Annotated in this window: 16 protein-coding genes; 12 read left to right on the top strand and 4 right to left on the bottom strand. The window is 42.1% G+C overall.

Translation table 11 applies throughout. The features are described from left to right. Positions 1 to 128 precede the first annotated feature (128 nt). Positions 129 to 1,616, top strand: a complete 1,488-nt coding sequence (gene dacB / locus ACFPTP_RS09295) for a D-alanyl-D-alanine carboxypeptidase/D-alanyl-D-alanine endopeptidase (protein ID WP_381443851.1) — start codon at positions 129 to 131, stop codon at positions 1,614 to 1,616. A 42-nt stretch (positions 1,617 to 1,658) separates the two neighbouring features. On the opposite strand, the gene ilvA is transcribed toward dacB, so the two are convergent. After that, positions 1,659 to 2,921, bottom strand: a complete 1,263-nt coding sequence (ilvA, locus tag ACFPTP_RS09290) for a threonine ammonia-lyase IlvA (protein WP_381444234.1) — start codon at positions 2,919 to 2,921, stop codon at positions 1,659 to 1,661. Positions 2,922 to 3,088: 167 nt separating this feature from the next. After that, positions 3,089 to 3,994, bottom strand: coding sequence for a diacylglycerol/lipid kinase family protein (locus ACFPTP_RS09285; RefSeq protein WP_381443849.1), 906 nt, complete (start codon positions 3,992 to 3,994; stop codon positions 3,089 to 3,091). A 366-nt stretch (positions 3,995 to 4,360) separates the two neighbouring features. Between ACFPTP_RS09285 and ACFPTP_RS09280 the strand changes: the two genes are divergently transcribed. The 3 genes from ACFPTP_RS09280 (at position 4,361) to ACFPTP_RS09270 (ending at position 8,763) form a co-directional block, all read left to right on the top strand. After that, complete coding sequence (locus tag ACFPTP_RS09280) at positions 4,361 to 5,779, top strand: amidase (RefSeq protein WP_381443846.1); 1,419 nt, start codon at positions 4,361 to 4,363, stop codon at positions 5,777 to 5,779. Between the two features lie 193 nt (positions 5,780 to 5,972). Further along, the gene (locus ACFPTP_RS09275) at positions 5,973 to 7,682 is read left to right on the top strand and encodes a methyl-accepting chemotaxis protein (RefSeq protein ID WP_381443844.1); all 1,710 of its coding nucleotides are present in this window, start codon (positions 5,973 to 5,975) and stop codon (positions 7,680 to 7,682) included. A gap of 112 nt (positions 7,683 to 7,794) precedes the next feature. Further along, on the top strand, positions 7,795 to 8,763 hold the full coding sequence (locus ACFPTP_RS09270; protein ID WP_381443842.1) for a proline dehydrogenase family protein: 969 nt from the start codon (positions 7,795 to 7,797) through the stop codon (positions 8,761 to 8,763). Between the two features lie 45 nt (positions 8,764 to 8,808). Here the strand turns inward: ACFPTP_RS09270 and ACFPTP_RS09265 are convergent, their stop codons facing one another. Together ACFPTP_RS09265 and ACFPTP_RS09260 are read right to left on the bottom strand one after the other, a co-directional pair. Next, positions 8,809 to 9,825 carry a DUF1646 family protein gene (locus tag ACFPTP_RS09265; protein WP_381443839.1) on the bottom strand — a complete coding sequence of 339 codons (1,017 nt, stop codon included), beginning with the start codon at positions 9,823 to 9,825 and terminating at the stop codon, positions 8,809 to 8,811. A 132-nt stretch (positions 9,826 to 9,957) separates the two neighbouring features. Further along, positions 9,958 to 11,451, bottom strand: coding sequence for a peptide MFS transporter (locus ACFPTP_RS09260; RefSeq protein ID WP_381443836.1), 1,494 nt, complete (start codon positions 11,449 to 11,451; stop codon positions 9,958 to 9,960). Positions 11,452 to 11,802: 351 nt separating this feature from the next. Here ACFPTP_RS09260 and ACFPTP_RS09255 point away from each other — a divergent pair, with 351 nt between their 5' ends. The 8 genes from ACFPTP_RS09255 to ACFPTP_RS09220 all read left to right on the top strand — a co-directional run bounded on the left by ACFPTP_RS09255 (position 11,803) and on the right by ACFPTP_RS09220 (position 20,699). Further along, complete coding sequence (locus ACFPTP_RS09255) at positions 11,803 to 13,689, top strand: ABC-F family ATP-binding cassette domain-containing protein (RefSeq protein WP_381443834.1); 1,887 nt, start codon at positions 11,803 to 11,805, stop codon at positions 13,687 to 13,689. Positions 13,690 to 13,706: 17 nt separating this feature from the next. Beyond that, positions 13,707 to 14,840 (top strand): conserved virulence factor C family protein, encoded by a 1,134-nt coding sequence (locus ACFPTP_RS09250; RefSeq protein WP_381443831.1) that lies wholly within the window; start codon positions 13,707 to 13,709, stop codon positions 14,838 to 14,840. A 115-nt stretch (positions 14,841 to 14,955) separates the two neighbouring features. Next, positions 14,956 to 15,393 (top strand): BrxA/BrxB family bacilliredoxin, encoded by a 438-nt coding sequence (locus tag ACFPTP_RS09245; protein ID WP_381443828.1) that lies wholly within the window; start codon positions 14,956 to 14,958, stop codon positions 15,391 to 15,393. Then, complete coding sequence (locus ACFPTP_RS09240) at positions 15,371 to 16,168, top strand: class I SAM-dependent methyltransferase (RefSeq protein ID WP_381443826.1); 798 nt, start codon at positions 15,371 to 15,373, stop codon at positions 16,166 to 16,168. Before ACFPTP_RS09245 ends, ACFPTP_RS09240 begins: the two co-directional genes overlap by 23 nt. Before the next feature lie 310 nt (positions 16,169 to 16,478). Continuing rightward, positions 16,479 to 17,081, top strand: a complete 603-nt coding sequence (locus ACFPTP_RS09235) for a YpjP family protein (RefSeq protein ID WP_381443823.1) — start codon at positions 16,479 to 16,481, stop codon at positions 17,079 to 17,081. Between the two features lie 930 nt (positions 17,082 to 18,011). Beyond that, entirely contained in the window at positions 18,012 to 18,581 is a 570-nt protein-coding gene (locus ACFPTP_RS09230; protein ID WP_381443821.1) for a hypothetical protein, read from the top strand. A gap of 643 nt (positions 18,582 to 19,224) precedes the next feature. After that, positions 19,225 to 20,166, top strand: coding sequence for a thymidylate synthase (locus ACFPTP_RS09225; RefSeq protein WP_381443818.1), 942 nt, complete (start codon positions 19,225 to 19,227; stop codon positions 20,164 to 20,166). Between the two features lie 44 nt (positions 20,167 to 20,210). After that, positions 20,211 to 20,699, top strand: a complete 489-nt coding sequence (locus tag ACFPTP_RS09220) for a dihydrofolate reductase (protein ID WP_381443815.1) — start codon at positions 20,211 to 20,213, stop codon at positions 20,697 to 20,699. The last annotated feature ends 18 nt before the right edge of the window (positions 20,700 to 20,717 follow it).

Here is a 20,717-nt window from a genome sequence, read left to right as displayed (position 1 = left end):
AATAATAGAATATTATTCAATTGAATAGATTTGATTAATAAAATACTTTTTATATCAAACTCTATTTATTTAACTTGAATAAAATGGTAGACTGAAAACGACATCATGTAAAAAAAGGGGGAATTGGTTTGGTTTTCAAAAGGGCTGCCATGTTTTTCATGGCCGTTGTCATGTCGTTTGCTGCTGTGTTCACAGTTACTCCGGGACAACCGGACGTCCAAGCTTCAAGTCCATACGATCAGCTGGAAAGAAATATTAATGCGATCATGACGGATTCTTCGATGAAATCCATTATAAGCAGCGTCACAGTACGCAGCGCTTCAACTGGGGAAGTCATTTACGAGTCAAATGCTGACCGGAAAGTAACGCCTGCTTCCACATTAAAGATTCTTACATCCGCAGCCGCGTTGGAAACGTTAGGCGAGGAATACCGATTCACGACTCAATTGCTCACAGACGGCTCCTTGGAAAAAGGAGTGCTAAACGGCAATCTTTATTTACAGGGTCAAGGGGATCCGACTCTTATGAAGAATGACCTTGATCAGTTTGCAGCAACTCTAACAAAGCTCGGCGTTAAGAAAATCAATGGCGATCTCGTCGGAGATGACAGCTGGTTCGATTCAATTCGTCTGTCTCCAGGAATCGATAAAAGTGATGAAACGTTTTACTATGCCGCGCAAATTTCGGGATTGACGCTATCCCCAAATGCAGATTATGACGCCGGAACGGTCATCGTCAACGCAAGCCCGACGAAGAAAGGGTATAAAGCCAAAGTGACAATGACGCCTGACACGGGTATCGTCACCATCATCAATAAAAGTAATACTGTTCCAAAGGGCTATAAGAACACATTGTCCATTAAGCGCCAGCAAGGAACGAATAATATTGTCATTACGGGAAATGTACCCTTAGGCAGTGCGGGGAAAAAGGAATGGGTGACCGTCTCTAATCCGACCGCTTATACGCTTGATGTCTTCAAAAAATCACTTGCCGCTAAAGGGATCAAATTTACAACACCATCGAAGGTGGCAAGACGGCAAGCTCCGCAATCTGCCGTTGTCCTCACATCAAGACAATCGATGCCATTGAAACAGCTGATGAGACCTTTTATGAAACTAAGCAATAATACCCATGCTGAGATATTGGCGAAGACGATGGGGAAACACGTTTATGGGGAAGGCAGCTGGAATGCGGGACTTCGTGTCATGCGTGATTTTGGACAATCCATCGGATTGGATCCAGCTGAATGGAATTTCGAAGATGCTTCCGGCATGTCCCATAATAACAAAGTGACATCCGCTCAATTGACGGAGTTGCTGTTTCTTGCGCGAAATGCACCTTGGTATGGAAGTTTCGTGCAAGGTTTGCCGATATCCGGAATGAACGAACGCTTTGTTGGCGGTACATTGAGAAATAGACTGACGGGCTCTTCTGTAAAAGGCAAAATCATTGCAAAGACAGGAAGTCTCAACCAAGTAAATTCATTGGCCGGCTATGTTGAAACGAAAAATGGGGAAACGTTAATTTTCAGTGTACTCACACAAGGGCAGAAAGCGACTGCGCTCCCTGCAATTGATCGGATAGCAACGGTCATAGCCACAACACCGAAAAATTAAAAACCGCTAACGGCGCAGTTTGCCGTTAAGCGGTTTTTCCATTTAAATAAGAAGTTCAAATAACGTACTATCTTTATTCACTTCGGTGAATGGGAACCCATTTTGTTCCATGCGGAGTAATAAACCGGGGTAATCTTCTTTTCGTTTCAATTCAATGCCTACTAGTCCAGGTCCGTTTTCCTTATTATGCTTCTTCGTATATTCAAAAGTTGTTATGTCATCGTCCGGTCCAAGCACAGAGTCAAGCAGTTGCCTCAATGCTCCCGCGCGTTGAGGGAAATTGATAATGAAATAATAGAGCAGCCCTTCATATAAAAGGGATTTTTCCTTGATTTCCTGCATGCGGCCGATATCATTATTCCCTCCGCTTATGATACAAACGACGGATTTCCCTTTAATCTGGTCTTTATAGAAATCAAGGGCGGCAATTGGCAAAGCACCTGCCGGCTCGGCAATGATGGCATGCTCGTTATACAAATTCAAAATAGATGTGCAAACTTTCCCTTCCGGAACACTCATAATATCATCGGCATATTTCCGGCAAATCTCATACGTTTGGGCACCGACACATTTAACTGCGGCACCATCGACGAATTTATCGATATTTTCCAGTGCCATGACAGCGCCATTCTGGATGGCGGCTTTCATACTGCTTGCTCCCTCAGGCTCGACACCAATCATCTTTGTCATAGGGGAAAGGTTTTTAATATAAGTGCTGATTCCCGCCATTAGACCTCCGCCACCGATGCTTGCGAAAACAAAATCAATCGGTTCTTCGATATCATTCATCACTTCTACAGCAACTGTCCCTTGACCTGCGATAATATCCTTATCATCAAATGGATGTATGAAAATCCGATCTTCCTGTTCCGCACAATTCACCGCGTGGGTGGAAGAGTCATCAAATGTATCGCCGACAAGGATGATTTCTACAAAATCCCTTCCGAACATTTTCACTTGGTTGACTTTCTGTTTCGGCGTTGTTTGTGGCATATAAATTTTGCCGCTAATCTTCAAGTGGGCACATGCATAGGCTACACCTTGCGCATGATTGCCGGCGCTGACACAGACAATTCCTTTTTCGCGTGCTTCTGTTTCAATACGCTTGATCTTATAATAGGCACCGCGTAATTTGAAGGAGCGAACATATTGTAAATCTTCCCGCTTAATATAGACATTGCAGCCATATTGCTCGGACAGCCTCTCATTTTTTTGCAAAGGTGTATGATTCACAACATCTTTGAGCAATTGATTGGCGATAAGGATATCTTCCACTTGTACCAAATTTGTCTCACTTTTAGCCATTTTCGTCATATGCTCTTTCCCTCCGGTATCTTAAATGAATATTTTATTATATTACCATGAAAGACCGAAGAAGAACATAAGATTGTTCATAATTGACTATGAATTTGAATGAATTCGCCTAAATGGACTATTCTAATAAATATGTAAGCGTTTTCTTTATGAGAAAATCAATTATTAGATGTATCAACCAGTTTTAACGCTTTAGCCCGGATGGAAAGTTGAATCCTATTGGAATTGAAAGTTTCTCCATCAATGACATAAGGCAATTTACGATTTCCCTCGATGATAACTTCCTTTCCTTTCAAATAGGTGACTTCTTTAGCAATAACGGGTTCTCCTTTCATAAGGGCTGGAAAAAGTTTCGTCAGGACTTTCCAACGTTTTGCATTATGTAAAATGGTCACGTCTATCAGTCCATCGCTATAATTTGCATATGGGCATATTGTGAGGCCGCCCCCATACATTTTCAAATTGCCGCATGCAACCAGCCATAAATCCGTCTGAGGGAAGTGGCTTCCATCCACGAGAATTTTCCCTTGAAAGGGCTTGAATATCAGCAATTCAATGATCGCTGCAATTGTATACGCTGCCGCACCGCGGTTGAATTTATTGAGCCATCTTTTATAAAAGGATCGATCAGCCCTTACGCCGATTTCTGCATCCATTCCAACCCCGGCTACCGTCATTCCGTATAATCCGTTCACATATAATAAATCCACCCTTATTGTTTCGCCGGCAATCAACTTATCCACAAATTGATCAGGTTCTACTGTCAAGCCGAAATTTCTAGCGACATCATTTCCGGATCCTGCTGGAAGTATAGCCAATGGGATGTCCGTAGCGGCTAATTGTTGTATAGCTGAGCTCACTGTTCCATCCCCGCCGACGATGATGAATGCCTTAATCGGTTGTGATGCACTTTTTTCCATCATATACGTCCGTGTCATTTCCGGGGAGATGCATATATGTGTTTCGTAAGGCACTTTCCTAGCGATAAGCAGCAATTCGATTTTCTCCCAAATCTTCAACGCTGCCCCTTTTCCCGAAGTCGGATTGAGAATAAATACATACATCTTAATACCTCATTTCTAATTACTAGTTTAGCATAATCGAACTAATGGATTCATCAAATTTTGAATAGTCCGTTTAGGGTTTCTAGAAGTCGGGAAATCTTTAGAGGGATATACAAAGAAAAGGAGAGGATGTTATGCAAAAATGGGATAGCAGACCAGATAAGCCCGATCCGGGTGAATGGGCTGCATTGGGCATCTCGTTCCTGATAATACTCATTGTCATCATCATAAATCTTATGTAATTCCTAAGAGCTTCTTTCCGAATAGGAGAGAGGCTTTATTCATTTGTTTAAAAATGGATTTCTCTCTATAATAAAAAGATAGAATAGTTCTTCAGTTCGGGAGAATGGGAGATGGGGGATATAATTGGAGAATATTGATTTAGTCTTGGGTGCAGATGCTATGAAAATCAGGGAAATGATCCAAAATCGCGAGATATCTGTTTCTAATGCCACTTCTATATTTATTAATCGGATGAAGGAGAAAAATCCTTCGGTGAATTTCCTTGTGGAAGAACGTTTCGCTGCAGCAATGGACCAAGCTGCGGAGGCAGATATTGCATTATCGACAGGAACCGCGAAAGGGGCATTGTTCGGTGTACCAATGAGCATGAAGGAATCTTTTGATGTCGCTGGAATGCAAACGACTGGCGGATTGCTCGGCAGAAAAGGCATCGTACAAAAGAATGACGCTGAAGTTGTAAAGAAGTTGAAAGCCGAAGGGGCAATTATTATCGGCAAGACAAATACACCGGAATTATGTTTTTGTCAGGAGACGGATAACAAATTGTACGGCAGGACAAATAATCCATGGAATCTGGATCGGACAGCAGGCGGGTCTAGCGGTGGGGAAGGAGCAGCAATCGCGATTGGAGGGGCAGCTGTCGGTCTTGGCTCGGATATAGGCGGCTCCATCCGGTTTCCAAGCCACTTCAATGGTGTTGTCGGATTCAAATCAGGAAAGGGGCAAGTGTCACAAGTCGGAAGTTTCCCGTTCGTAGAAGATGTTTGGCAGCAAAGGATGCTTGGAATCGGACCGATCGCAAAAACAGTAAGGGATGCGAAGCTTGTCTATTCGATTATCGCGGATCACAGTATTGAAGAACAAGATCTCACTGGCTTTTCGATAAATGTATTCCGTACGACCGAACTGCCGCTTTCTGTTGAATCGGTGAAGTTATTGAATGATGTATACCTTTCCGTGAAAGATACTTTTTCGACGGAAAGGGAACCGCTGCCATACTTCGAGGAATCTGCACTTCTTTGGCAGGAAATCATGTCGATTGACGGAGGCGAGTCAACCCGGAAGATTGCATTCGGGAATGGGAAGGGGAATCCGCTTACCGCTTATTTTAGGGAGAGGACAAGTGGATCCGCTGAAATCCATCGTTATCTTTCATGGGCATTAATCGGAGCTTCATTATTCAAGCCGTCTGCGAAACGGATAGATGAACTATCGAACCGCTTGGATGAAGGGGATAATTTCTTGGAGAAGTATTTGGAGAATCGTTTGATCGTCATGCCGGTTTATCATACGGCTGCTCCTGAACACGGTATCGTTTATAAGGAAATTTTTTCGATCAAAAAGACGTTCTTGAAATACATGCCCTTTGCTTCATATGCAAACACATGGGGGCTGCCTGCATTAACAGTTCCGATCGGAAAGGATGAAGAGGGTATGCCGATCGGTCTACAAATCATTAGCAAAAATGGCAATGAGGATGCCATCTTTTCTCTCGGTTCTTTTCTGGAGAAGCAATTTGGTGGATATTCAAGAGTGAAATAATGAAAGTATTCATATATCCTAAGACAGACAAGTGAAGGAATCCTGTCCAATTCCTTCACTTTTTTTATGGTTGATTTATTAATAAATGATGATAGTTAAATAATGAATATGAAAATCTATGAAAATAATGTATGATTTAGCTAGTTAGTTCTATCGCATCATGATCGATAAGTCACAGGAAGGAAGAAAAATAATGAAGAAAAGAAACAGCCTAACTTACCAATTGGGCATAATCATCGTCGGCATACTCGTCGCTATGCTTGCCATCAGTTCTGTCGCCACTTACAAGACAGCGTACGACAAGCTCTATGACGCGGCAGGCATAGAAGCTTACGGATGTGCGAACATAACGACTGGATTACTTCGCCCCGATGATATTGACAAAGCATTGGCAGGGGATGTTGCAACGATTGAAAAAGTAGGCAAAGAATTAAATTGGACTGTTCAACATAAGAACATTTTTGAAACACAATATATTGTTGATGTAAACGGCAAGCTTATTGCCCTTGATGATAATTTGGCTGCCAAAGGCCTTGAAGCCGGGGATCAAATTCCGTTGGATAAAAAAGCAGTTTCCATGCTATTGGAAATGAAACACCCCACCTATTCAGAACCTTACACATTCGAAGGTCTAAAAAGGTTGTCTGGATATGCGCCTATATTTAAGGACCACGATCCATCAAAAGAAATCGTCGCGATTAGTGTAATAGATTTTGATGCAAGCATCGTGGCGGATCGCACATGGGAGGTTGTACGTGATGGCATACTGATCAGCATTATTCCGATGTTGATTGCAGCAATTATTACGATTGTCCTTCTTCGCCGTAAAACGAAGCCAATTTCAAGATTGATTGCCCATGCGAAAGAAATCGCAGATGGCAATTTGGATGTCGGCAATGTGAATGTGAACTCTAGGGACGAAGTCGGAGATCTTGCCGATACGTTAAACATGATGACAATGAATTTGCGGAATATGATTGGAACGATGAAAGACACATCGCATCAATTAATGATGAATGCTTCGACGACTGCTTCAACTTTAGGGGAAATGAATGGTGCCATTGAAATGGTAGCGGAAAATATGAACGATGTTGCAATGAGTGTCACAGAGGGTACTAATAATACTGAACATGCATCATCGATTCTTGGCTCACTAGCAGACGATCTGCAAAGCTCAAAAGTGAGAGCAGATGAAGTTGCTGTCAATTCCCAAATGACGATGCAGATTGCACAAGATGGTCAGCAGCTTGCTAATGACATTAGCCAAGACATGGATAAAATCAGACAGTCTTCAACAGAAGTGAGTTCAATCATACAAGAACTCATCAAGTCGACAAGTCAAATTCAAGAAATAACGAATTCAATTGCAGGGATTGCTGCACAAACTAATTTATTGGCATTGAATGCTTCCATCGAAGCTGCAAAAGCGGGAGAACAGGGAAGAGGATTTGCCGTAGTAGCAGAAGAGGTTAGAAAGCTGGCTGAGCAATCGAATAGGGAAGTGCAACAAGTCGAAAATATCGTCAATGACATTACTGGAATCATCGGTCAAGTTGAAGCTTCCGCATCAGAAAGCACAAAAGTAGTTGAGACGGGTAGCCGAACAGCGCAACAGACATCAGAATCATTAAGCAATATTGCTACAGCCGTTTCAAATACAGTTCAGGAAATCAATCAGATTTCTGAAATAATGAGTAAAGAGGCTGAGAAATCATCTTCTGTCGTCAGTTTGATTACAGACTTGATGAATGCTATGCAAGAAATCGAGAATAAAACAAATAATATTTCAGCGGCGACGGAGCAGACGACTGCTTCAATTAACGAAGTTTCTCAACGTTCTTTGCAGACAAACGAGATGGCCAACGAGCTTGAAAAGATTGTCGGTCGATTCAAATTATCATAATCATCTCAAGTGAATTAACCTTGTATGTTTTCATTGCTTAATTTGATTGTGAATAGCGGATGCTATGATATAATGCATGATGAAAATATCTTTTTACCGAGGAGTAATGGAAATGTTAAAAGACTTCTTTATCGGCTTATCCCAAAACCAATTTTTGAATAATGCTGCGAAAAAATACGGTTTGAAAATGGGCGCGCAAAACGTCGTTGCAGGAACTAACATTGCTGAAACGATTGAAAGTATTAAAGAACTGAACAAACATGGCATCTCTTGTACTGTCGACAACTTAGGCGAGTTCGTCTATGAAAAAGAAGAAGCAATCGCTGCGAAAGAACAAATTCTCGCGGTCATTGAAGCCATCCATGAAAACGGGGTGGATGCACACATCTCATTGAAGCCATCCCAATTAGGCCTCGACATCGACTATGACTTCTGCAAGGAAAACATTGAAGAAATTGTAGCCGCGGCACACAAATATGACCTCTTTGTCAACTTTGACATGGAAGACCATGCCCGTCTCCAACCTTCGTTTAATTTATTGGACGAACTATCGACGAAGTACGACAATATAGGAACGGTCATCCAAGCATACTTTTTCCGTGCAGAAGAGGACTTGCACAAGCATAAAGACTACCGACTCAGAATCGTTAAAGGGGCATATAAGGAACCTGCTGAATATGCTTATCAGGACAAACAGGAAATCGATAAAAATTATATCAAATTGATCGAATGGCACTTGCTGAATGGCAAATTCACATCCATTGCAACGCATGACCATAATGTCATTAACCATGTGAAGCAATTTGTAAAAGACAATCATATTCCGAACGATAAGTTCGAGTTCCAAATGTTATATGGTTTTAGGAAGGACATGCAATTGGAATTGGCGAAAGAAGGATACAACTTCTGCACATACGTTCCGTTTGGCCAAGATTGGTACGGCTATTTCATGCGTCGACTTGCTGAAAGACCACAAAACATGAACCTTGTCGTGAAACAGGTGTTCACGAAAAAAACAAATACGATGATCGGCCTAGCTGCGGGTGCTTTCCTTCTAGGCAGACTTACAAAAAAGAAATAAGAAAATGGCCGGCCGCTAGGAACTTCTAGTGGCTGGCCATTTTTCTTAGCCAAATATGACAATCACGATGAAATAGATGACCATGGCAATCAAACCGATGGGCACGCCGAATCGTGCCCATTCGACACTTTTAATATTCAGCTTTCCTGCAGCGATAATATTCGGGATGTTGCCAGGGATAAGCATCCCGCCACTTATAAGAAGACCTAGCAAAATTGCTTTTATTGTAGGCTCGTCCATTTCACTGCTGATTTCGGCGGCGGCGAGCGTAGCGTTATCCAGCACGGCGGAAATCATATTGATCCAATAGAGGACGAATGGATTCAGGTCAAGCAGGAATCTTTTAATGAAAGGTTCAAAGCCTGCGCCCAACAATGTCAATGCCATTACGAAGAGATACACTTTAAACCCTCTGATTACAATATCCAACAATGATTCTTTCCCTTGATTCGCCTTTAAGCCTCTTGATTTTTTTGTAGGATGGATCAGTATGATAGCCATTATACCGAAGGCGATGACGCCAGGGATGACATCAGGTCCAATGAGCCTTAGAAGATAAAAGAAATTTTCATCCAATTTACTTGTTGCTATCGTGGAAAGTGGTTCACCGATCGGCGTCAACACAGCACCCATACCAATCGAATAACAGGCAAGGATGACAAACCGGACTTCCGATTTGCGATCGAGCTCCAATACACTGACAATCGCCACTAAAACGAGTGCAGCGATGATTGCTGTGATGATACTCGAAACGATGCCAAGGATAATGATGATCAGTGCTAAAAAGAGTCTGTATGGAAGAATCCGGCTGATTCCTTTAATCCCTTTTTCAAAGGGTTTCTGGAACCATTTAAAGATAAGGCCCGCCACGATGACAGCAATTGTTATATGTATTGGGTCTTCCAAAGCTTTCAGCACCAATCCTTTGTTCAAAACTCCGCTGACCACGACCGCTGCTATCCCCATAATGAAAAGGAAAACTTCTAAATTGCGCTCGACGAACGGGATTGTGAAGGGCAGGAATAAAACTAAAACTAAAATAATCGACAATCCCAAAATCATAATTTTTCCCCTTTTCCATGAATTAATTTACTATCTATTCTATCATATCACTTTCAATTTAAGAGGAGAACAATCTACGGAAAATAAAAAAGCAATACTGCGAACAGTATTGCTGCTAAAGATGTTATCTAATTAATGGACACCCTTCATAAACTTCGAAATGAAAGGTGAGAGGGCGAATAAAATTAAACTTAACGCAATCGCCACACCGCCAATGATTCCAAAATACATCATTTCAGTTTCAGCGGAGTAAAACTTCACAAGCTGTGCATTCAATGCTTGAGCCGCAGCGTTCGATAGGAACCATAAGCTCATCGTCTGCGCGGAGAAGGCCGCCGGCGCAAGCTTCGTCGTTGCGGACAATCCAACCGGTGAAAGGCAAAGTTCGCCTAATACCGCAATGAATATACTAAGGGCAAGCCAAAGCGGATTCACGAGGGTATCAGCTCCGCCGAAATAGGCCGGTAACAGAATGACTATGAACGAAAGCCCGGCAAAGAGAATTCCGAACGAGAATTTTTGTGGGATTGTCGGTTGGCGTTTGCCCATTTTAATCCAAAGCCAGGCAAATACCGGTGCCAAAACGATGATGAATAATGGGTTTAACGATTGGAACCATGCAGGCGAGATATGGAATCCGAAAACATCCAAGTTTGTCCGCTTGTCTGCATAGAGCGCCAAAATCGTTGACCCTTGTTCCGCAATCGACCAAAACATCACTGCGGCCAAAAACAATGGGATGTAGGCAAGAATTCTTGATTTTTCATCCGAAGTCGTCTTTTTACTTCGATACATGACGATGAAATAGGAGAAGGGAATTAAGAATCCGAGGATCCCTACAAGTCCGATGAATGAGTCGAAGGTGAGCCATCCTCTAGGAATTGAAATGAAAATAAGTATACCTAATACAACAACAGCCGCCAAAGTAATCAACATGAAACGTTTGCGTTCTTCAGGTTTCATAGGATTGGCAATTTGAGTGCCTGCAAGACCTAGGTTTTTCTTTTTTGTAACCAGGAACATGACAAGTCCGAAAAACATACCGACTGCAGCGATGCTGAATCCAAGATGGAAGTTATATTTCAATCCGATCTCCCCTACAATCAAAGGAGAGAGGAAGCCCCCCATGTTAATGCCCATATAGAAAATACTGAAGCCGGAATCACGGCGAATATCATCGCTTGAATACAAATCCCCGACAACGCTCGATACGTTCGGCTTCAATAGACCTGTTCCAAGAACGATCAATCCCATTGAGATGAAAAGTGCGGTCGCTCCACCAGGCATCGCAAGGACAATATGACCGAACATGATCAAAATACCGCCATAGAACACCGCCTTCGATGTTCCGAACAAACGGTCTGCAAGCCATCCCCCGATAACGCCGGACATATAGACGAGTGCGCCGTAAATGGACATGATGGAAAGCGCTGTCGATTCACTAATGCCGAGCCCGCCTTTGGTCACTTCATAATACATATAGAACAGAAGGATAGCCCTCATTCCATAATATGAAAAACGCTCCCAAAATTCAGTGAAAAACAACGTGAAAAGTCCTTTAGGATGTCCGAAGAATCCTTTTTGGGGAACGCTTTCAACAATTTGCTCTTTCGTTATTTGTGACATTGAAATGTTGCCTCCTTTTAGTATTTCATTATTATATAGAGAAATTAATTATATTGTCAAAATAAAAATAGCTACTTTTAAATTTGTTTTTACCGTGATAATAAAGTGTTTTCAGACATTTATTATATTTTTAAAATTACATTTATACCAAAATCTTTAGATAGGAATTTTTCCACGGGACATCTTTATCATGCCCATTGGGAAGGAGCCGATACTTTAATGAACTAACGTTAATCCGATTACGAACAATTTCCCATCACCAATTCGATGTAATCGGTTCGTCTACGTTCAAAAACAATTGAATATGAGCTATCATGAAGATATGCAGTTAGTAGAAATGGATGTGTTGTTATGAGCCAATTGATTGTGGAAAACTTAACAAAAAGCGTTGGAGAAAAAACGTTGTTCCGTGATATTTCCTTCACGATTGTAAATGGGGACAAAGTAGGCCTGATCGGAATAAACGGAACTGGCAAATCGACGCTGCTTTCCATCATAGCCGGAATGGAGGATGCAGATTCAATCAATAAGGAGCATCCGAATAAATACAGTATTTCCTATTTGCCTCAAACACCTGTACTCGATCCCGACAAAACAGTCATGGAAACGGTATTCATGTCAGAAGCGCCTATCATCAAGTTAAACTTGGAATACGAATATGCGCTAGCCGCTCTCACTGCCGATTCTTCTTCATCGGAAAATCAAGAACGGTTCTCGCGTTTGCAGAATGAAATGGACGCAAGATCGGCATGGGATTTGAACACAAAAGCGAGGATGGTGCTGACAAAATTAGGGATTGATACGTTCGATAAAAAAATGGGCGAGCTTTCGGGAGGGCAGCAGAAACGTGTAGCCTTGGCGAAAGTGATCATCGAACCGGCGGATCTTTTGCTTTTGGATGAGCCTACGAACCACCTTGATGTGCAATCGATCTCTTGGCTGCAGGAATACTTGAAAAATGAGCAGGGGGCTGTCATGTTCATTACACATGACCGCTATTTCCTTGACGAGGTATCCACTCATATTTATGAATTGGCTGATCGAAGGCTCTATGCCCATACCGGGAATTTTGCCGATTACTTAGAATCGAAGGCGATCCGGGAGGAGATGGCGGAAGCGACAGACGCCAAGATGCGAAATCGGTACCGGACGGAACTGAAGTGGATCAGGCGGGGTGCGAAAGCGAGATCGACGAAACAGAAAGCTCGGATCGGACGCTTTGAAGAGCTGGAAGAGAGTCTGAAGAAAGAAGGACCTGCTGGTGACATGGATGTGTCCTTGAAAACATCACGTCTAGGCAAAAAAGTCATCGAGACACATGACATTTCCAAATCGTATGGAGATAAGAAAGTCATTGATCATTTCAGCTGCCTATTGCAGTCAGGTGATCGTATCGCAATCGTCGGACCGAACGGAGCAGGGAAATCCACTTTAATGAAACTGTTCGCGAAAGACATCGAACCGGACAGCGGCACGATCGAAATGGGTTCGACCGTAAAAATTGCGCATTTTCATCAGCAACTGCCGATGATGGACGAAAATAAGCGGATCATTGAATATATTAGGGAAACATCCAATGATATTGAAGATAGCAGCGGTACACGCATATCCGCCACGCAAATGCTGGAACGTTTTCTGTTTCCATCTTCGTCTCACGGGACCCCGATTGGAAAACTGTCCGGCGGAGAGAGGAAGCGGCTTTATTTATTGAAACTGCTTATGGAACAGCCGAATGTGCTGCTCCTCGATGAACCTACGAACGACCTTGATATTGAAACGTTGTCAGTACTTGAGTCCTTTATCGATTCGTTTCCGGGTGTCGTCATGACAATCTCCCATGATCGTTTTTTCCTTGATCGGACATCTACGAAGCTTTGGGTGTTGGACGGCTCCGGAAATATTGAAGTCCTTTTTGGTCTTTATTCGGAATATCTAGAATTGGAAGCCGCAAAAACGAATGAAGCCGCCCCTAAAAAAGCTACTATTGAGCAACAATTGCCGGAACCAGCCGTAACAAGAAAACGGATGACCTACTCTGAGAAAAAGGAATGGTCAACAATTGAAAAAGACGTGGAGGAAGTCGAGGCTCAGATTGAATCGACTGAAGCGGAAATGATGGAATTCGGATCGGATTACGACCGATTAAGAGAATTGACAACGAAACTGGATGGATTAAACGCTGAATACGAGCGTTTGATCGAACGTTGGTCATATTTACAGGAATTATCCGAATCATAATGGGAGGAGATTTCAACATGAAGATCGTCACAATAGAACCGACACCGAGTCCAAACTCTATGAAAATCATAGTGGATAAGGAGCTGCCATTGGGTGTCAGCCATAATTATAAGAAAGAGGACGCTGGTAATGCACCCTATCCTGTCTCGGAAATCCTTGCAGTCAAAGGCGTGAAAGGAATTTACCATGTCATGGATTTCTTGGCGGTTGAACGCGTTGGAAATATCGCATGGGAGGACATACTTGCAGAGGTGCAAGGTATTTTCAATGAAGAGTCCGTGGACGTGGAAAAGGAAACAGAAAAGGCACCGGACGATCATTACGGGGAAGTGTATGTCCATGTCCAAACGTACAAGGATATCCCGCTTCAAGTAAAGGTTTTCGATAGTGATTCCGAGTTGCGTTTCGGTTTAAGCGACCGTTTTCGTGAGGCTATGGAAAAAGTGCATAGTACGGAAGTGGAAAATTATATCCTTCTTCGGAAATGGGCCGATTACGGAATCCGGTACGGAGATAAGCAGGAAATTGGAGAAACGGTTGCCCTGGAAGTAGAAGCGGCTTATCCAGAGGGACGATTGAAAGAAATTATTAGCCAGTCGGAACAAGGTAAAAGCAATGTAGAAGAGAGAAAACGAAAAATCACAGTGGACGATTTCAATGTGACGGAGTGGGAAAAGAGGTTCCAGATGATCGATCAGTTGCCGGATCCGGATGTCTCGGATCTTCCTTTGCTTGATCTTGCGCTGGAGGATGAAAAAATGTCGATCCGTCGGCTAGCAACGGTGTATCTTGGGATGATCGAAGATGAGTCTGTTATTCCATATGTCGAAAAAGCATTGAGAGATAAGAGTTGGGCGGTCCGCAGAACGGCCGGGGATTGCATGAGTGATTTAGGCTTTCCTGGATTCGAGAATGCTGCTATCGGTGCATTGAAAGATAAGAACAAACTCGTCAGATGGCGGGCTGCCATGTTCCTATATGAAACGGGAACCGAGAACGCTTTACCGGCTTTGCATGACGCTGAAAATGATCCTGAATTCGAAGTGAAACTGCAAGTAAGAATGGCCATTGCAAGAATCACTGAAGGGGAAGAAGCAAAAGGATCCATATGGAAGCAAATGACTGAAGTCCATAGCAATTCACCTGAATAAAATAGTGGCCTTCTCATAATTTTATTATGTAAACCAAAAATGAAAACATGAAACCGGTTTGCATTCAATGTAGAATAGTACCGGTAGCATTGATACGACGAAAGGGGAATTAATTATGAACGCATATGATGAGTACATGAAAGGTATTGTTAAACCGATGAGGGAAGAACTCGTTCAAACTGGATTTACTGAGTTGACGACAGCGGAGCAAGTGGAGGAGACAATGCAATCTCTTGAAGGATCTGCATTGATTGTCATCAATTCAGTTTGTGGATGTGCGGCAGGACTTGCCCGCCCGGCAGTAAGGGAGGCACTTCAAGCGACTGAGGAGGCGCCTAATCATCTATTGACCGTATTCGCAGGCCAAGATAAAGAGGCGACTGAGGCTATGAGAAACTATTTCCCTGAAGTTCCTCCGAGCTCTCCTTCGATTGCAGTATGGAAGGATGGGGCGCTAGCCTACTTCATTCCAAGGGAACAAATCGAGAATTATGAAATGGAACAGATCAAGGAACATTTGACAGGTGTTCTTGGACAAGTTTGTGCACAGTAAAACGATCATCACGACAGCCGGAAGACCGGATCAACTCTCTTACGAATTAGCTGAAATGGCTAGCCGGGAACTCGGATTTCCGATTGTTGAAAGAAAGAAGAGATCCGTAACACGCATGCAGCGCGAGTATGAAGCGGATGTCCTTGTTGCGGGTAAAGACCGTTACGAACTTTTCCGGGACGGAATGGAGCAGCCGTTATTTTTTCACCCTAATTCGGCAGCATTCCGCCTAAAGCGCATCGTAAAAGGGGAAATCGATCCGCTCGTCGAGGCGAGCGGATTACAGCAAGGGGATACGTTCCTTGACTGTACGCTGGGATTGGCGTCAGATAGCATTATCGCTTCGTATGTAATTGGAGACGAGGGAAAGTGTACGGGCTTGGAAGCAGATCCGACTGTGGCATTCTTGACAAAAACAGGACTTCGCAACTTTCCCTCATCATCTGAAGTGTTGACGACTTCGATGCAGCGGATTGAAGTACTTCAAACCGAAGCGATCAAGTACTTGGCGAACCAGGCTGATTGTTCCTGGGATGTCGTATACATTGACCCGATGTTTCACGCACCCATCGAAGAATCTTCGAACTTCAAACCTCTGCGTCAAGCGGGTGTGCATATATCCTTGACAGCAGAATGGTTGGAAGAGGCGTATCGAGTTAGCAGTCGACGCGTTGTTGTGAAAGAGCGTTTTGATTCCGTAGTCTTCGATCAGTTCGGCTTGAAACGTAAAATAAGGCCAAACACGAAGTTCCATTTTGGATACTTATCAAAATGAAAAAACCGTCCATTCCTTTTAAGGCGTGGACGGTTTTTGTATCAGTTTGTAAAGTTCAATGAGCTTAAATAAAGGACGAGTACGAGCATTCCAATTCCCATAAGTAATTCTACGTTCATTTATAAAAACCTCCTTCATAAAACCTCACAATTATCTTCAGTTTTATTGTACAATGAATTAGAGAAATATGAAACCTTTACAAGTTTTTTTCGTAATATTAGGGTAGAGGCTGTACATTTGTTGAATTGAATGAAACTATCAAACTAGTAATATGAAATTTCCCAATACATAATAAAAAGCAGGTGACTTGATGAAAAAACATTTGCAAAACATTATCATAGCACTCGTTGCTGTCCTGACTCTCGGCGTCATTTCGCCAAACCATGAAATTTGGACGAATCTGCAGCCGAAAAACGATGCCAGGACAGCCGATATCCCAACATCCTCAAAACATGATTTACGATTAGGATTAGAAGATTCCATATTTGAAAGGGAATCGTTTGAACAGCATCTATCGGTAGAAGAGGTCCTTTTTCAACCAGCCAAGGAACTTGCATACTTGAAATTCGGATCTAAAATCGGCCCAGTCATTCAGAGTGAGTTTGACAAAAATATTTTCCCGAAAATTGAAGAGGTCATCCAAAACGCTGTAGTTTCCACCGGAGGACTCGAGAATAGAATGCTTTCCATCACAGAATATCCATCTGGTGATTACGCCGAAAAAATGTTTCACGTTTCCGACAAAAATGAAAACAAAGATTTGATACGCTTTCATGTACGCACAGAGAAAAGGCCATTGGATGGTTATTTCTATAACTTCCATTACCATACCGCAGAAGACGGTTTCAATGTGCACCACTCACTTGGGGATATTTATTGGTCGAAGAACACGCCGCCAAAATGGTTGTCTTAAAAAAATATGGTATGGGGCTGTCCAGAAAGTCGGTGAAAACTGTCTCTCTGTGATAGCCCTTTTCTATAGGAGAACATATGGAGACTTCCAAAGGAACCGTTGCTTTCCGTTCCAGGCGCACGCTTTCCGGGGGGCGGGCGGTGAGCCTCCTCGTTCGCTTTGCTTCCTGCGGGGTCTCACCTGTCCCGCTAATCCCCCAGGAGTCGGCGCCTTTCACTCCAAGCAACTCATAATCACTGTTTATAAAAAATACAATAAACGTCCTTGAAAATAGGATTTGGTAACTTCCATTTCAGCAAGAACGGTTTTTATGTGCAATCTAATGATTACTAAGAAAATATACTTCACCTTATCAAATATCGAAAAGTAACGTACCAATCAAAGAATAGGAGGTATATGTGTTTTCGCACAACTATGATAATGGGTTGTTAGGGAATTTAAAAGCACAGAATTCCTTCTGGCCCTGAAAATACGTATGAAAACCCAAATTCATAGGGTATTGCCCAGATATAGCATCCTAATAAACATACAGGACCAATAAGGAAATTATACAATCTCCTAGGTAGTAGTGTAGAAAAGATGAGGGAATATAAAAGTGCAATGCAAAAATGGTGAATATCAAAACGTTGGCGGACCTACTATAGGCATCCCATTAAATTCTACCCCTTTAAACATAAATCGTATCTCCATTCAATTATTTATAAAAAAGACCAGGAGTGACTCTCCTGATTTGGCAGATTACAATTAAAGTACGGAGGAAACTTCGATGAAACTAACAGACATAGAAATAGAATGTGAAGGAATGCTGAATATTGATATAATAGAGCGGCCTATTAACTGTGTGTGGTAATTTTGGAGTGTAAGACAAAGAGAAAATTCAAATTGCACGGTGAGTATAAGATTTTTACGCTTTGGGGAAGGTGAAAAGTTTTGAGTGAAAGAAAATTAGAAAATAAAGTTTTATGGATTACTAATGGAGCCCTTCTGTTAATAGTCCTCTGTTTAATACTTATACTGTATACAAAAGATTTTCTTAGTATTCCGTCCCTATTTTATGAACCTAGCTTTATTGGGGCTATCTCAGGAACAATAACTTCTGGTGCTATAGCAGTAACAATTATGCATAGTCAATTTAGACAAAGTCTAAGACTTAAAGAAAAAGAGGATTTGAATAAAGAACTAAAAGCTATTCAATTATTTACACAAACAATTTTCAATCTAAATAATCATCTTTCATTCAGATACATTGTAGGAAAACAAAAAGAGTCTCTTGATGCATTTGCTTTAAGGAGAGAAAGATTGCTTCAGATGCGGACAAATGAACTATTAACTCAAGTGAAACAGGAAGATTTCAGCCATGTTAGCCATGAATTATATTTAAAAGTTATGTACAATTTGTTGGCCTATCAAACTCAAATAGAATTGTTTGAAGAGAATCCTCAACGTTACATGTTTGCTAACTGGCAAAGAAAAGTTATCAGAACACAGAGATGTTGTTAGATATAGTACGGAGGAATTGAAAGATTTGGAAAGTGATATTGAGAAGAAGTTAAATAAGTTGTAGTTCCCCTGGCCAACCACAGAATAACGATGATTAAAGCATTACGCTGTATTATTCGTTGTTCTCTTTTCAATTTACAAAAATGAGTGAGGTAATAAGGAATTGAAGTCGGAAAAAGTGCGGCGCTTATTGACAGTACCAGTTAATTTTAGGGAACCAGTTGCTCTATGGTCAGCATTTCTAATTTCGTTATCATTTCCATCACCTAGTTTTGAATGGGAAATATCATTGATTGGAGCGGAGAGCGGCGACTCCTGCGGGAACAGCGCGAGCTGAAGACCCTGGACTGAGCGTAGCGAGGGAAGCGGCTGAAGCCGTGCCCGCGGAAAGCGTCCGCTCGCAGCGGAAATCAACAATGCTAGCTTTATCTCTATTTTATAAGGATAACTGTTGGCAAGCACATTTTTGGTGTTTGTCTACAGTCTGAAAGCTGTATCGATAGTTTTTTCTTTGTGGACTTCATGGATGCTAAAACCCAATTTTAATTGGCTTTTTTAATAATAAGCAAGATGCGATGACCGCTAGGCGAAATTGCATTCAGTTTTTGCTATACTGTCAATTAAGCACAAGGAGGATTGGACAATGAAACAATATTTGGATTTATGCTCCCACATACTTGAAAATGGAACAGTAAAAGAAGATAGAACAGGTACTGGTACAATCAGTGTCTTCGGATACCAAATGAGATATGATCTGCAGAAAGGCTTTCCTTTAATGACAACGAAAAAAACCGCATTGCGGCTGATTGCTTCGGAATTAGTATGGTTCCTGAAAGGGGACACCTCTCTTCGGACGTTAATTAATGACCGAAATCCGATTTGGGATGAGTGGGGCTTTGAACGTTGGGTAAATAGTGACGAATATAATGGGCCGGATATGACGGATTTCGGCCGTCGCAGTCTTCGAGACGAAGAGTTTGAACGTACATATAAAGAGGAAATGGCAAACTATAAAAAGCGCATTGTCGAAGATGATGAGTTTGCGGCAAAATACGGTGATCTAGGCCCGATCTACGGGAAGCAATGGAGATCTTGGAGCTCCGGGGAAGGTGTCGTCGATCAAATTAAACAATTGATTGATGGGATTAAGCGGAACCCGGATTCACGCAGACATATTGTCACTGCTTGGAACCCCTCAGAAGTGAATGACATGGCTCTGCCCCCTTGCCATGCATTATTCCAATTTTACGTAGCCGATGGCAAGCTGTCATGCCAGCTCTATCAAAGAAGCGCGGATGTGTTCCTTGGAGTGCCATTCAACATTGCATCGTATGCATTGCTTGTCCATTTGATTGCGCATGAGTGTAATTTGGAAGTTGGCGATTTCATCCATACATTAGGGGATGCACATATTTATTTGAACCATATGGAGCAAGTGAAAGAACAATTATCAAGAACGCCGAAAAAGTTGCCTACATTGAAATTGAACACTGAAGGGAAATCGATTTTTGATTTAACGTATGAAGACATTTCAGTAGAAGGATACGATCCTTATCCGAAAATCAAAGCGCCGATTGCTGTATAAAACAGAAGTGCAATCTAGACGTAAAAAGAAAAGAGGATGGTAATATGATTTCTTTACTTGTGGCGTATGATTTGAACCGTGTGATCGGCATCGATAACAAAATGCCTTGGCATATCCCTGAAGAACTTCAATATTTTAAAAAAGTAACTATGGGCAAGGCGATTGTCATGGGAAGAAAAACATTTGAATCAATCGGCCGACCATTACCCGGCCGATTGAATATTATTGTCACACGCAACAAAGATTATAAGGCCGAAGGGGTAGAGGTGTTCCACGATCTCCATAAAGCGATTGAAAGAGGAAAAGCGTATTCAGATGAAGTTGTAATCATCGGGGGCGCGGAAATCTTCAATCTCTCGATGGATATCGCTGACCGTCTTTACATTACAATTATCCGAAAAGAATATGAAGGGGATACATTTTTCCCTGAACATGATAACAGCTGGAAGCTTGTGTCGGAGTCGGCAGATCATTATACGGAAGATGGCACCCCGTATTCTTACTTGATTTTAGATAAGGCGAAAAATGCCTAATTGATAACCGCCGGCAAT

Source organism: Sporosarcina koreensis (assembly GCF_042655825.1).
GTDB classification, from domain to species: Bacteria; Bacillota; Bacilli; order Bacillales_A; family Planococcaceae; genus Sporosarcina; species Sporosarcina koreensis.
The sequence above is the reverse complement of the archived record's forward strand: the minus strand, read 5'-3'. Positions and strand labels throughout refer to the sequence as shown.